Genomic DNA, 15,125 nt, shown 5'->3' with positions numbered 1-15,125 from the left:
TTACAATATTACCTTTAACCTTCTAAATTTGAGACGAAATTACAAGAATTTTATAAAGGTGAAAAGCAAAGGTTTATTATTGAAAATGTTGGTATTGCAGGCATAAGTAAATATTAGGTATTTACAGGAAATATATGATATTAAGCTCTAGAGATGATAGATGTATAATAAAGGGGCGATTCCAAAATATTAATTGGTCAGCCCCATTTTTTATCTACAGCTGCTTGATGTTAGATTCTAAAAAATTAATACAGCTTGTTATACAACCTGGAAGATATAAAACTTAAGATAGTCCGTCTCAGGAACGTTCCACAGGATGGGATGGTCTGGAGCCTGCTGACGGGCTTCAATTTGTCTTAAGGATACTGCAGCATCCTTAGCAGCACTTGCAAGTATTTTGCGGAATAAATCATCTGTCACGAAGTGACTACAACTGCAAGTTGCTAAATATCCGCCTCGGGGCAGTAGCTTCATTGCCTTAAAATTTATCTCTTTATATCCTCGGGTAGCTGCCTCAACAGTCTTACGGGATTTGGTAAAAGCTGGTGGATCAAGGATTATAAAGTCATAATTCCGACATTTCTGGTCTGCTAGTCTTGTCAGAAGGTCAAACATGTCCTCACACAAAAAATCCATTTTTCCATCTAAGTTATTACGTATGGCGTTTGCTTTTGCCATGTTAATGGCTGACTGTGAGATATCTACGCAGGTTACACGCTCTGCTCCACCCAATGCTGCATTGAGACCGAAGGAGCCAGTATGGGTAAAGCAGTCCAGTACCCGCTTGCCATTGGCAACTCGGGCTACAGCAGCACGGTTGTACTTCTGGTCTAAGAAAAAGCCGGTTTTCTGCCCGTTTTCAACATCTACTAGATATCTTACGCCATTTTCGCATATCTCGGTAACAGCGGATTCTGGAACAGGTATGCCATCGAAGCGGTACCAGCCTTTGTATTCCCGTAGGCCTTCTTTTGAACGAAGGGAAATGTCATTGTGCTCATAAATGCCAGTTATAGTTTCATCCATTTCAGTAAGTACATCCCAAAGGGCACGGTAAACCGTATCCTTGATAAGTTCCATGCCTAGACAGGTAATCTGCACAGACAGAATGTTATCGTAGCGGTCCACTGTCAGCCCTGGCATTTGGTCCGCCTCACCGTGGATCAGGCGGCAACAAGCAAAGTCAGCACCAGGCATGACGGTTTTTCGATAACGAATGGCATATTCAATGCGGCGGCGCCAAAAGTGATTATCAAATACATCGTTAGCGTTGCGTGAAATAAGTCGAACGGTAATCTTACTAGTACTGTTGTAAAAACCTGTACCCATAAAGGAGTTTTTGGCAAACACATCTACCAACTCTCCATTTTGAGGAACGCCTTCTATATCAAGGATTTCTTCACCGTATATCCATGGATGCCCATTCTGAATACTGCGCTTTGCCTTAGGGGATATCATGACTCGGGGATACTGTCGTTCTTCTTTCTTCATTAGTGTCTCCTTTCGAAATAGATTGTTTTCTGTGTCGATTATAGCATATTTCTATTATGCCTTCAACGTGAGCATCAAATACGCTATATTGCTAAAGAAATATCATAACTTATCAATTTTAATTTAATAGATCATTTTTTCTATCGTTTATAATATGTTGTTTGTATAGTATAATTAAATGCACACAATAAATATGTACGAGGAGGATCCGAATGGTATTTCCGGTAGGTTATTATGAATTCAATAAGGATGAGGGGCTGAATTTTCAGTTAAATCGTTTCTATTCATCCGGAACGATAAGTTATGATGAATTACTGGAAATCTGAAGTAAAGCAAATAGTTTTGATGGATGGATCAGAATTTTTACAGAATTTGTTGAAGATGCAGAAAAAAAAGGGAATACTTGAAAGTGGCCTAGTTTTATACGCTTGGAGACAAAAAAGACAAACAAGGAAGGCGATGAAGAAGATCCTATACCAAAAGTGCCGCAGAAACTATGACTTGGTATATGGAAGGGTCAATGGTCTTGTCTATGAGAATATCCCCTATGGTACTGACTATCTGTCCGTCTACTATATGAGACCACAGTCACCGAAGGGGACTGTCCTTATCTATGGCTACTACCATATGGCTGTTATTGAAATTTTATGGTTACTAATACAAGACGGGATGAAATTGATAAGTACTGGGTTAATACCATTACGGAGGTTGATGCGATTGCAAATTTGCTATCAGCCATTGATAAATACGGGCTTACTTCTGTTGCTCATTTTGTACTGGTTGAGAAATGCTGTATATATAATTATTACAAGCTGTTTATAGATAATTATTAAATATTGCTTAAATAATATGATTATACATATGAGGTCAAAGTATTCGTTGAAGTAAATAAAATAGAGCCCGACGTGTATAATTATTTTAAGGATTGTTACAGCTATTTATATTGTAAACAAAAGGTAATATTTTAAATCTGACTCCTTAAAAATAAAAAGCAAAGGAGTGTGCTATGATGCTATCTGAAAAAAATTCTATACTTAGGAGTGATGAAGAACTTCAAAAGCTTACGGTGGGTGAATTAAAACTACACAATGCACCTATCATTATTGTGGAATATGATCCAAATTGGCCTAATTTATTTGAAAGGGAAGCAAACCGGATTCGTTCAGTACTTGGTAGCAAAGCGTTACAAATTGAACATGTTGGTTCGACTTCGGTTCCTGGGCTTTGTGCTAAACCAATAATTGATATATTGTTAGTTGTAAAGAACTCTGCTGACGAGCCTTCCTATGTCCCAGCATTAGAAGAAGCAGGCTATAGTCTACAAATTCGAGAACCCGAATGGTTCGAACATCGTTTGTTTAAAGGACCAGATACTGATATTAATATACATGTGTTTAGTGAAGGTGCGTCTGAAGTAGATAGGATACTACGCTTTCGTGATTGGTTGCGTTCTAATGAGAGTGATCGTAACAAATATGCACAAGTCAAGCGAAGGTTGGCAAAGAATAAATGGCGGCATGTTCAGCATTATGCAGATGCGAAAACATCTATTGTTCAGGAGATTATGGAACGGGCAAATAGCATTAGGTGATATTATCTTGCTAGAAATTTTTTATTGGATTTATTTGGGTGGCGAAAATAAGTATGAAATATATGAGTAACAAAGAAATTCCCAGAAAAGCCATTAAAACATTGAAAATTATAAATGAACTACTTGAGGATATGTTAGTTGGCGTATATTTATGTGGCTCAGCAGTAATGGGTGGCTTACGTAAGGATAGCGATGTAGATATTTTGGTGGTAACTAATCAAGATTTATCTGAAATAGTTCGGAAAGATCTTACAGATAAGCTAATGATGATATCTGGGAGTATAGGAGATATAAAAGGTATAAGGCCACTTGAAGTTACGGTCATAAATCTTAATAATATAGTTCCTTGGCATTTTCCTCCAAAACATGAATTTATGTATGGTGAGTGGCTAAGAGAACAGTTTAAAAAGGAATGATTCCTAAACCAACTTATAATCCTGATTTAGCAATTTTTTTAGCTAAATCAAGAAAGAGTAGTATCAATCTCTATGGCCCAAAGGCAACAGAAGTACTTGAACTTATACCAATTGTAGCACAGGAAATCCGCAATTTAGCAGATGATACAAAACAAAAGCTTAACGGTATGATGCAGTTTGTCAACAGTATTAGGATTGCTGCTGAAGAAAGCAAGGTTAGTTTAAACAATACCATTAATTCGTCTTATCAGATGAGTGAAAAAATAGAAGCAGTATCCGATACCGTAAGTATACATGAAGATGCTAAGAAGAGTGTGGAGTTTGCAGGACAGATATCCCAAATTGATAATCAGTTGTCTGAAATGTTGGGCACGATGTTTCAGAGTCTTGAGGGCGGTATTCATGCCATTAAAAAAGAAGAAATACTGGATGTATTATCAAAAGCTGTGAAAGCTCATATGAAATGGATAGAAGTTCTAAAAGTTTCTGTTGATGAAATGCGGATTTATCCTCTGCAAACCAATCCAAGAAAATGTGCTTTTGGATATTTTTACAATGCTATACGCATAAATTATGCAGAAATAATTGAAGAATGGAAGCAAGTAGGTGAGATTCACCATAGATTTCATCTAATAGGGGATAAGGCAATCGAAGCCATAAAAAACCATCAAAAAGGCCAAGCTTTGGATTTATGTAATGAAGCAGAAACATTATCCAAAGAAATAATTCATTTAATGGAAAACATAATGAGTAAACTAAAATCATTGGATAAACTAGGATGAATAATATTGTGTCTTAATAAGAAGAATTAGACTATTATCATTAAGATCTATAATTAACAGCATCCAAAGTATAATAAAACAATTGACTAATTTTCACTTTCTTTACTTTCCTTAAATTTAAAAACTGTTAAAAATAATATATATTAACCCTATAATAAGTGAAATATAAATGTTAATATCTATACCGTAAATATCCATCAGATATCCTAATCCAACATTTAGTACAACAGATATTATTGTTCTAGCAGCACTAATCAAGGATACTATACAGGCACAGTTATCTTCGTTTATTGTGCCAACCAAGGAACATAACGCTGAAGAATTGCCTGGATTTGTATCGTTGGTGGATGGGAAAGTGAAAGGAATCATAACGTATAACATTAATGGTGATGAATGCGAAATAGTATCTCATGATAGCTTGCATGAAAATATTGGTATTGGGAGTGCGCTTATTAATAATGTTGTTAATGAAGCAAAGATTAATGGATGTAAGAGAGTTTGGCTGATTACTACGAATGATAACATACATGCAACAAGGTACTATCAAAAAAGAGGTTTTAATATGGCTAATAGCAATGATAATAGATAATTTTCTGCCATTCTTAATTGCAAAATATTATAAGAATTATGATCATAAAAAGATGGTTTTAAGTGTTTTGGTGTGTAAACAAAGTCCAGTAAAATGGTATTATAATATATGGTGCATTATTTCAGGATTTGTTTTTATTATAGGAGGAGGCGTAATACACTCTTTCTGAAAGAAATAGTAAGAAATTGCTTAGATTAGGAGATATAAACATAGGAAATTTAAACAAAGAATCCATGTTACGTGGTCACATAATATTGATGTAAGTAATTTCCACAGCACATAATGTAAATACAAAAATAGCATATCCAGCACAACTCCTTATTAAACTCCTATTTTCATCTTATCTAGATAGATATTCTAATGGAAAGCTTAATGTATTTGGAAAGTATATTGTAGGCAAGTTAATCTATGATATCTTCAATATGAAATTTCTATTTGACTTAGATGAGTAAATTATGGAGAACATAAAATATTAGTAAGTAAATTTAATTTGAATAAACAAGGCTTATACGGATGGATATCCTTATATGGTAGTTCCATACCGATATAAGCCTTAATTTGTAAAATTTTTCTTGCAAATCATTTTATATTGATATAATTTGTACATATAGATATCAAAACAAAGAATTGGCCAATAGAATACCAATAAATACAGGATGTGATAATTATGGATTATAAGAAATTACATGATTTTGTAGCTAAAAACCAGAAAAATATCTGTCAGATAACGGTTATGAAAAAGGGTAATCTTGTATACACTGACACCTGGAACGGTTTTAGTGAGAATGATAATCTTCACATAGCATCGGTGACAAAGAGTATTATTTCTCTTCTGATTGGTATTGCAATTGACAGGAATCTGATTATAGATTTAGATCAAAAAATATTGGATTTTTACCCTGACTACCAGATAAAACGTGGGGAAAAAACTATTCAGCAGATAAGGCTCAGGCATATGCTGTCTATGACCGCCCCTTATAAATTCAAGTCAGAACCATGGACCAGGGTCTGTTCCAGTTCGGACTGGACTAAGGCTGTTCTTGATTTGCTTGGCGGAAGGGCAGGTATCACACGGGAATTTAAATATGTTACCCTTGGAATACAGGTTTTAAGTGATATAATCTATAAGACTAGCGGGATAAGCACAATAGAATTTGCCAATAGGGTGCTTTTTTCTCCTCTTGGTATTAAAGCTCGAATCCCTTATATAGCAAAAAATAAAGAGGAGCATATTGCCTTTATAACTTCAAAGGAATCAAGAAAGGGTGTTTGGCTTTGCGAACCTAAAGGGATAGCTGCTGCGGGATTTGGATTATGTATGTCTTCTATGGATATGGCAAAAATCGGGCAGATGTGTTTGGAGGAAGGAGTGTATTATAATCAGAAAATTATTCCTTCTGATTGGATTAAGGAAATGAGATCTCCGTTCGTTCAATGTGGTGAGAGATTTGGTAATATGGCTTATGGCTATTTGTGGTGGATAATTGATTCTAAAAATAATGTTTACGCTGCAATAGGTGATGGTGGAAACGTCATTTATGTAAATCCAGGCAAGGAATTAATTATAGCTGTAACATCCACTTTCAAACCAGCTGTGTTTGACAGGATCCAGTTTATATGTGAATATATAGAACCGATGGTGTGTTAGCTGCGTCAATTGATGAGTCGAATGTTTTGCTTTCAATTGCAAAGGTTATATTACATCTCCTAGCTGTAGATGGATTAAGAGTAGGATAGAATGGATGTACAAGCATTAACCTTCTGTAGAATTTAGATGATTATACAAACCCTATCATTGAAGAACAATTATCGGGTACTATTATGAGTCTTTCTGGGCATACAACAGATTCAATTGGCTTACTATTAGAAGATGGTTCTTTGTTTTGTGGTGATGCTGCAATGAATAGTTTTCCAAGTTTAAATAGAATAACCATTTGGATTGAAAATTTAGAAGATTATAGAAGATCCTGGGAAGTAATGCTCAATTTGGAGCCTTCAATGATATATCCCTCCCATGGGAAACCATTTAAAAAAGAAGATTTGAAGAAAAATATGCATAAGTTAGGTGAGTTAAAATTATATCCTTTGAAATGATTGCTATACTCCCAATGTTTAGTATAAAATAATGGTTGAAAAAATATAAAAGAGAATAGCTCCGTTAATGATGGAAGTGCTAAATAGGCAAATATAACAAATGGGAGGCTATTCTTATGAATATAATTTTACTTAAAGAAAGGAACATGTGTTATGAAAAGTGTAAAACCAGGAAGAGGGCCATCAAAAATGGGAATGGTCAGTGGAATTGGTGCCACCTTGTTTGGAATATTTTGGTGTATTGTTGCTGGAAAGATGGGAGCATGGTTTATGATTCCCTTTGGACTTATATTTGTCTGTATGGCAATCTATAATGTGATATACCATCATCATAATGCAACCTCAGAGAACCGTTATTCCATCGTTGATATAGTAGATGGAAAAGAAGAGAGAGACCCGCTGAATGAGAAATATGGAAAAAAAGCCTCAGCTAATCAGGCTATCTATGATCAAAATGGGATAGGTGCTGCCTATTGCCCTTATTGTGGAGCATCCGTAGATTTAGAATTTAACTTCTGCCCAAAATGTGGAGAAAAACTTCCTAATTGATGCTAAGAGTGTAATCTATATGTTTCTACAAATTTTCCAAACACTGAAAAACAGTAACATGTTCCCATAAAAGTAGACACAAGATGATGTTATAAAATAGTTCCTTTTCTTATAGCTAGCTTTGTTTCAGGAGTATTGGCAGTTCTTTTAGGAAAGGCATTGTTGAAAAAACGTTTTGTGAGGGCAGGTAGTGTATAATGAAAGCATTGATGTTGGAAAGTCGAAAAAGAAAGTCACTGCTGGACCCGCATACAAAAATGTTGATGGTTCTTACAATTACTGCTGTCATAATAGGTGGAGTAAATGATGGCTTCATGAATATTGTAAAGCCAGCTTTGACCATGGTGCCACTTGTTTTGTTCATGTCAGGAAATAAGTGGAAGAGCGCCATGTTGTATACGGATATATATAGCTGCTTTTATGGGGTAATGAGCAGAAATTGGGCAGTCATATTAAATGCTCTTATGTGGATTATTTTTAGCTTGGGATTTAAAATTAAAAGCATTTATAATAGACATAAACTTGAAACTTTAAGAAGAAAGGGTATTTGCTATGATGGCTCTGTGGTTAAAATAATTCCTGCACCTTGGGTTAGGATAGGAAGCTATGTAACAGCCCGAGTTGAATGTCTCTATAAAACTGAAAAAGGCGATAGCTTAATTAGTAGCGGCTATTATCTCTTATTGCCTTTTGATAGAAAAGAAGACCTACATGCAAAAATCTACTTTAATCGTAACAACTTGGAGAAGAACATTATTGAACTTTTCCGAAAGGATACTGGCCTTTCATTTTAATTAACATGATTTCATAATTATTAATATAAAATGTGTAATTAATTGCAAAATTGGTATATATAGAAGTGACTTGTTTTATTTAGGGATCCCATCGTAATTAAATTGTTTGATAGTACACGCTTTGATAGGTCATAGCATACTGCAATAAAAGAATATAAAAGGGGGAAGACGATTGATATTAATTTCATGGAATATTGATTCATTAAATGCTGCATTAACAGGTACTTCAAGTAGAGCTTTGTTATCTAGAAAGGTATTAGAAACTATCATAGGGCATTATCCAGATGCTATTGCTTTACAGGAAACAAAGTTACCAAGTACTGGTCCTACTAAAAAACATTTAGAAATATTGAGGGATATGTTTCCTGATTATGAAATTGTTTGGAATAGTTCAGTAGAACCGGCTCGTAAGGGATATGCTGGTACCATGTTTTTGTATAAAAACCGTTTATCACCATCAGTGACTTTTCCCCAAATCGGTGCCCCAGATACCATGGATTATGAGGGGAGAATCATTACTTTAGAATTTGAGCAATTTTACCTAACACAAGTTTATACCCCAAATGCAGGGGAAGGCTTAAATCGTTTAGAGGAACGTCAAATGTGGGATAGAAAATATGCAAATTATCTAGTAGAACTTGATAAGAAGAAGCCTGTTATTGCTGCAGGCGATTTCAATGTAGCACATAAGGAAATAGACCTAGCTCATCCTGATAGCAACCGTCAATCTGCTGGTTTCACCGATGAAGAACGTCAGGGTTTTACAAATCTACTGGAAAAGGGCTTTACAGATACCTTTAGATATCTTCATGGTGATGTGACTGGAGTTTACACTTGGTGGGCTCAGCGGGCTAGAACAAGTAAAATCAATAATTCTGGTTGGAGGATTGATTACTGGCTGGTAAGCAATCGTATTGCTGATAGGGTTATTAGGTCTGAAATGATTGATTCAGGACCAAGACAAGACCATACACCAATATTACTTGAAATCGATATCTAAAGGTAGTAACTTTTTCAATATTGTAGGTAAGCAAATTATGATACTATGAGTTAAAGGGGGAGTATGTATGAAGACATTAAAAATTGCAGACGGAATATATATGTTTACTATGAATGTTGAGGATATACTATTTGAGGGAATTTGGGAGATTGCAAATGGAGTAACTCTTAATTCCTATATAGTTCAAGGGGAAAAGACTGCAATAATTGATGGCGTAATTGGTTGGGATGGGATACCTGAAACCCTTTATGTGAACTTAAAGGAAATTGGAATTGATCCAAAAAATATCGATTATTTGATTGTTAATCACATGGAACCAGACCATTCAGGCTGGATTTCAAATTTTAGAAAAATTAAGGATGATTTGACGGTAATATGTACTGAGAAAGCTGCAAAGATGGTAGCGTCATTTTATGGTGAAGACAACATAAAAATTGTTAAGGAAGGAGATATTTTAGATCTTGGAAAGGGTAAGGTACTGAGCTTCCATCCGGTACCAAACGTTCACTGGCCAGATACCATGTACACTTATGAAAGAGAAACAAAAACTCTTTTCTCATGTGATATGTTTGGAGCCTTTGGTAGGATGGGAGACCATTGCTTTGATGACGAGCTGACACCCGAAGAGATAGATTTCTTTGAATTTGAAGGAATAAGATATTATTCTAATGTAATGACAACTTTTACACCTAGTTTGAGAAAGGCAATTGAGAAGGCAAAAACACTAGAAATAAATACTATAGCACCTGGCCATGGTCCGATTTATAGAAAAAATCCTCAAAAAATCATAGATGATTATTCTAGGTTCTCCTTGTATGCTGAAGGAGCAGGTAAGAATGAAGTTACGATATTGTGGGGGTCCATGTATGGAATGACTGCAAAAGCAGTTGATTACGTTGAAGGCATACTTCAAAGAGAGGGTGTCAAATATAATAAGTTGGAAATGCCTTTAGAAAGTGATAGTGAAATGGTCGCAACTGTTTTTAAATCTGCAGGGATAATTATTGCAGCACCTACCTATGAGTATAAACTTTTTCCACCTGTGGCAACTGCTTTAAATGAGATCGGTAGAAAGAAGATTACAGGAAAGGTGGCTTTTAGATTTGGGTCATACGGGTGGTCTGGTGGTGCAGAGAAGGAGCTAAGTGAAATAATTGAAAGACATAAGATGAAGTGGGATTTCATTGAATCAGTGGAATTTGAAGGAGTACCAAAGGAAGAAGACCTTATTAAGGTAGAAGCTGGGGTGTTAAAGCTTTTAGAAAAGATGAAGGCGAAGGTAGTAGAGTGATTTAACATAAAATTGACAATTCATCTCCCAATGAAATAGTGGGAGATGAATTGCTGAAACAATACCATAGTATCTTTCTACCCATATTTTTATAGTTGATTTTGTATTAAGGACTGGCTATTGTTGAATAGTGGTTGGTGTGAAAAATATGATGCATAAAAAACAAAAAATATAGAGAATGATCACCTGTTTGATATAATGTAATCGTATAAAAAATAATCAAGGAAGGGCATTTTCCATAAATAATGTTATATAATCATTTACATAGCAGACAAAAAGTACTTAAACTTACAATAACAATTAGATCAGAGCGAAACACTTAAATTTGAAATTAACTAGTGAAAGAATATGTTTTTGGCGCCAATAGATAAAAAGTTTTATAGCCATTGCAAAATGCTAGCCGCATATGGGAGGTTGGATCGATATGTCGATAGGTGCTAAAATTAGAGAAATACGCCAAAAAGAGAAGTTAACGCTTAACGAGCTAGCTGAAGAAACAGGATTAACTGCAAGTTATATATCCCAAGTTGAAAGAGGACTAATAGAGCCTTCTATATCCTCATTAAGAAGGATAGCAGCAGCTTTATGTGTACCGTTATATGTTTTTTTAACAGAGGAACAAGAACAGCATGTTCTAATACGTGCAAATGAAAGAAGAAAATTAGAGCTTCCCCACAGTAATATAACATATGAATTTGTCACCCCAATGGGAGCTGATAAAAAAGTAAAATCTAAGATGGAAATTATATACTTGAGATTAAAGGGGAAAAGTTGGAGTAGCGATAAACCTTTTGTACATCCTGCTGATGAATGTATTTTTTTAATTGAAGGGGTAATGGAAGTAGAGTTGGGAACAGAAAAATATACTCTTTATGAAGGGGATAGCATATATATTCAAGAGAATATTCCTCATAGGTTTTATAATCCTAGCGATAAAATGGCAATTGGTATTAGTGTCATATCTCCATGTATATATTAAAGCATATTAACAAGAATCATCTTAAGCAAGGACTATCTTAAATTTAGAATTAAAGATAGTTCTTTTATTTTTTGCTATTAATATTTATATGAAAAGCACGGAATAGATTTATCCTATGTAAAAAACATGGTATAGAAATATCAATTAAAAAAGAAAAGTAAAATAATTCATATAGGATCAGGGGAAGATTATGTAGCTATGCAACATTGAGACAATAAGGGTATAAGATTATAATATATGTTCCATAAAGGCAAGAAATTAAAGTCAAAAGATGGATATGTTAATAAAAAATTATTTGACAATAAATAGGTAATACAATATAATAAAATTAATAAAAAATTAAAAATATAAGTATAATTTAATTAATATATACTTAAAAAATGAGTTGGTTTTGAAGACGCAAGGGGGGTAAAAATGGGTGTAAAAAATCGTATTAAAATATCAATATTAGGAGGTGGTGGTGCGGTAGGTTCAACTACAGCTTATGCTGTAGCTATAGCAGGACTTGCTAATGAATTGGTGCTAGTAGATATAAACAAAGATAAAACAGAAGGGGAAGCACTAGATTTAAGCCATGGAGCAGCTTTTATTGAACCAGTAGATATAAGAGTAGGAGAGTATGAGGACACTAAGGATTCGGACATAGTTATTATTACTGCTGGATTAGCCCAAAAGTCAGGGGAAACGAGATTACAACTTACTAAAAGAAATATAGAAATATTTAAGACAATAATACCAGAGGTTATTAAATATAGTCCTAATTCTATTTTATTAGTAATATCTAATCCAGTGGATATACTAACTTATGTTGCATATAGGTTATCAGGGTTTCCAAGGGAAAGAGTAATTGGATCTGGTACAGTTTTAGATACATCAAGACTTAAATATGAAATAAGCAATAGGTTTAATGTAGATCCTAGGGATGTTACAACTTACATATTAGGAGAACACGGAGATACAGGATTTCCCGTTTGGAGTTTAACTAATATAAAAGGCATAAAAATTGACCAATATGCCCAATTAGTAAATATGAAATACAATGATGAACTTAAAAAAGATATACATGAAAGTGTAAAGAATGCTGCATATGAAATTATTAATAAAAAGGGAGCAACCTTTTATGCTATAGCACTATCTGCAACACATATAGTTGAGTCTATTTTAAGAGATAAAAAAAGCATTTTACCAGTGTCAGCTTTAGTTAACAATTATTACGATGCTAATGATATATATTTAGGAGTGCCATGTATTGTTGGTAGAAATGGCGTTGAAAAGGTACTAAATGTGCAATTAAATGAAGAAGAAATTAATAACTTTAACAAATCTGCAAGAGTATTGAAAACAGCATTAAATGAATCATTTTTGTTAAGTAAAAAATATGTTTCATAAAAACTCTTACTATAGGTACCAATATGTAATAGGACGATATAAAACTGAGAAGATTTTGGTATTTAGAGTTTTATTATTTACTAAATAAACAGCAAAAGATTGTTTGAAAATAGGATTTTTGTCAGTAGTTGAGTGGGCTTTATTGAAGTCCCACTCAACTCTATATGGAATTTTCCCCTAATTTTAGATAAAAACCTTATTTTCATCAAAAAACTTCGGAACAATAGATACATACTCATCTGCTCCGAAGTTGTGTTTTTAATTATTTAAGTTTTTTTCGATAATTTGCTTGTATAAATTTCTTTGTAATCTTCATATCCTTTAAAGTATATTTCTTCAATTTCATTATGGTTAAAAAGACATTATATTTTTCGCGTACCGTTGGACCTATCGGTAAATATTCTGGCATTATTCACTATCTTTTTTTATAATGACTTTTAACTCTATTTTATATTTATCGGTGACATTTTGTATCCGTTCTATAAGTTCAGTTTCTGAAATTTGTTTAGGGTCAATGAGTATTTCAATACCTATATTATCACCTATTGGTTTAATATTAATTGCGAATCCTTTTAACTGATCACAATTTTCTAGTTGTTCAATATCAAATTGAGCAGCTTTTTCAGAATATGCTGTAAAATTAACTAGATATCCATATTCCCAAAAGTTACTATAAGCTTCGATAAGTTCAGTAACTATTCGATAGTCTATCCTATTGCATAAAAGATACCTTACCCCATCCTTGCTTTTTTTACAAGTATATAATTCTCCAAGATCTTCCTCAAGTTCTGTGTTGCTTTCATCTACTGTGTATATGTATACTAAAAAATCTGAAAGAATTGAAACAACAACATCTCTTTGAATATAATTCCATAGATAAATGTTGTTATATCCTATTCTAAAGTCTTTTAAGTAAAAAAGATAAATGGAGTTCTTGTCTTCTTTTTCTAATATGATATATTCTATAGATTTTATAGTTTGCTTAGTTGTTTTCTTTTTAAAAAAATTAAAGAACATTTATATCACCTCTTTTATCTATATGTAGGCTTTCTATATATAACTTTTCCAGTCTTTACCTGATGATTTACCTCCTAGAACTCCAGCTGTGCCTTCTCACTTTATACAGATTGTACCAATGTAAACTTTGTGACTCTACAAAGTTTAACATGATGTAAGAAAAACGTCAATATCGCAAATTAAGACATTTTACTATAATGTTTATTATATTTTGGTTGTAAAATATAAAAATTGTCAGTTTGTTGAAATCAACAAACCGTGTTAATCATTGAATTGCTGAAATGAATGTGCTTTAGGTGTGATATATATGACTTGCGATAACAGAGAAAATTGTTTGCTTAGGGAAGTTTACAAGCAATGCAATTCTCGATTTAGATATATTGTCTAGGTATTTTGGTCTAAGAAATATTTTCGCAAAAGATGAGTCTTATAGGTTTGGATTGAATACTTTTAAGATGTTAGGTGGTGCCTATGTTGTTGGAAAATATTAAGCTAATAAATTGGGTATGGACATTTCAGAAGTATCATTTGAATATTTACATTCTAAAGAAGTAAAAGGGAAAATAGGAGAAATAATCTTTGTAGTTGCTACAGATAGTAATCATGGCAGAGAAGCTGCATGGGCAGTAAAACAATTTGGAAAGAATACAAAGAGATACCTACTTGGATTATGCTAGGTAATATCTTTGGCATTTGGAGTACTTCAAAGAATGAAGATAAAGAGCAGGTTATGGTTGGCTCACATATTGATACTGTTATAGATGCAGGAATTTATGATGGCTGTTATGGTGTAATTTCTGGTATTGAGGTGATAGAAACATTAATTGAAGAAGGATTTAAGCCCTACAGGAGACTGTAATAAATTTTGTGCTTTAAGTAAGTTTGATTACTCTGATCTGACAAGAAAATTTAGATTAAATTTAGATAATAATTTTTCAAATTTGATACTTTAGTTTTAGTTTGCCAAAATTATAGGGAAATATACATAAATTCTTATAATTTTGGCAATAATTTTAAACATGGAGAAATGTGTTCATTTTTTTAGTTAGGTGGTTTCTAGGTAAATAATGGCCTAGGCCATTATTTACCTAGAAACCACCTGTTAAATCCTATTCCCCAAGTTTTTCTATAGATTTAGGGTGC

Annotated in this window: 14 protein-coding genes and 1 pseudogene; 13 read left to right on the top strand and 2 right to left on the bottom strand. The window is 33.5% G+C overall.

Annotation, left to right across the window (positions count from 1 at the left end; all coding sequences use genetic code 11):
- Positions 1 to 258 precede the first annotated feature (258 nt).
- Entirely contained in the window at positions 259 to 1,491 is a 1,233-nt protein-coding gene (locus BLV68_RS14015; protein WP_093754884.1) for a class I SAM-dependent rRNA methyltransferase, read from the bottom strand.
- A 1,006-nt stretch (positions 1,492 to 2,497) separates the two neighbouring features.
- Between BLV68_RS14015 and BLV68_RS14005 the strand changes: the two genes are divergently transcribed.
- From BLV68_RS14005 to BLV68_RS13950, 12 genes and pseudogenes are all read left to right on the top strand, one after another.
- Entirely contained in the window at positions 2,498 to 3,082 is a 585-nt protein-coding gene (locus BLV68_RS14005) for a GrpB family protein (RefSeq protein WP_093754880.1), read from the top strand.
- 53 nt (positions 3,083 to 3,135) lie between these two features.
- A pseudogene (locus BLV68_RS16040) lies at positions 3,136 to 3,608 on the top strand (nucleotidyltransferase domain-containing protein); the annotation flags it as partial.
- Positions 3,609 to 3,665: 57 nt separating this feature from the next.
- Positions 3,666 to 4,280, top strand: coding sequence for a CZB domain-containing protein (locus BLV68_RS16370; protein ID WP_143035298.1), 615 nt, complete (start codon positions 3,666 to 3,668; stop codon positions 4,278 to 4,280).
- 292 nt (positions 4,281 to 4,572) lie between these two features.
- A complete protein-coding gene (locus BLV68_RS13995) occupies positions 4,573 to 4,869 on the top strand; it encodes a GNAT family N-acetyltransferase (protein ID WP_200773805.1) in 297 nt (98 codons plus the stop codon).
- A 667-nt stretch (positions 4,870 to 5,536) separates the two neighbouring features.
- Positions 5,537 to 6,517, top strand: a complete 981-nt coding sequence (locus tag BLV68_RS13985) for a serine hydrolase domain-containing protein (protein WP_093754874.1) — start codon at positions 5,537 to 5,539, stop codon at positions 6,515 to 6,517.
- A gap of 173 nt (positions 6,518 to 6,690) precedes the next feature.
- On the top strand, positions 6,691 to 6,963 hold the full coding sequence (locus BLV68_RS13980; RefSeq protein ID WP_093754872.1) for an MBL fold metallo-hydrolase: 273 nt from the start codon (positions 6,691 to 6,693) through the stop codon (positions 6,961 to 6,963).
- A 153-nt stretch (positions 6,964 to 7,116) separates the two neighbouring features.
- The gene (locus BLV68_RS13975; RefSeq protein ID WP_093754870.1) at positions 7,117 to 7,512 is read left to right on the top strand and encodes a zinc ribbon domain-containing protein; all 396 of its coding nucleotides are present in this window, start codon (positions 7,117 to 7,119) and stop codon (positions 7,510 to 7,512) included.
- A gap of 197 nt (positions 7,513 to 7,709) precedes the next feature.
- Positions 7,710 to 8,306, top strand: a complete 597-nt coding sequence (locus BLV68_RS13970) for a hypothetical protein (protein WP_093754868.1) — start codon at positions 7,710 to 7,712, stop codon at positions 8,304 to 8,306.
- A 172-nt stretch (positions 8,307 to 8,478) separates the two neighbouring features.
- The gene (locus BLV68_RS13965; RefSeq protein WP_093754866.1) at positions 8,479 to 9,306 is read left to right on the top strand and encodes an exodeoxyribonuclease III; all 828 of its coding nucleotides are present in this window, start codon (positions 8,479 to 8,481) and stop codon (positions 9,304 to 9,306) included.
- Between the two features lie 67 nt (positions 9,307 to 9,373).
- The gene (locus BLV68_RS13960) at positions 9,374 to 10,597 is read left to right on the top strand and encodes an FprA family A-type flavoprotein (protein ID WP_093754864.1); all 1,224 of its coding nucleotides are present in this window, start codon (positions 9,374 to 9,376) and stop codon (positions 10,595 to 10,597) included.
- Positions 10,598 to 11,021: 424 nt separating this feature from the next.
- A complete protein-coding gene (locus BLV68_RS13955) occupies positions 11,022 to 11,576 on the top strand; it encodes a helix-turn-helix domain-containing protein (RefSeq protein WP_159428712.1) in 555 nt (184 codons plus the stop codon).
- Positions 11,577 to 11,990: 414 nt separating this feature from the next.
- The gene (locus BLV68_RS13950; RefSeq protein WP_093754860.1) at positions 11,991 to 12,965 is read left to right on the top strand and encodes an L-lactate dehydrogenase; all 975 of its coding nucleotides are present in this window, start codon (positions 11,991 to 11,993) and stop codon (positions 12,963 to 12,965) included.
- Between the two features lie 408 nt (positions 12,966 to 13,373).
- On the opposite strand, the gene BLV68_RS13945 is transcribed toward BLV68_RS13950, so the two are convergent.
- A complete protein-coding gene (locus tag BLV68_RS13945; protein WP_093754858.1) occupies positions 13,374 to 13,982 on the bottom strand; it encodes a hypothetical protein in 609 nt (202 codons plus the stop codon).
- A 619-nt stretch (positions 13,983 to 14,601) separates the two neighbouring features.
- On the opposite strand from BLV68_RS13945, the gene BLV68_RS13940 reads away from it, so the two are divergent.
- Entirely contained in the window at positions 14,602 to 14,841 is a 240-nt protein-coding gene (locus BLV68_RS13940; RefSeq protein ID WP_143035294.1) for a M28 family peptidase, read from the top strand.
- Positions 14,842 to 15,125: the final 284 nt, after the last annotated feature.

The organism is Tepidimicrobium xylanilyticum, from assembly GCF_900106765.1.
In the GTDB taxonomy this organism is placed as follows: domain Bacteria; phylum Bacillota; class Clostridia; order Tissierellales; family Tepidimicrobiaceae; genus Tepidimicrobium; species Tepidimicrobium xylanilyticum.
The sequence above is the reverse complement of the archived record's forward strand: the minus strand, read 5'-3'. Positions and strand labels throughout refer to the sequence as shown.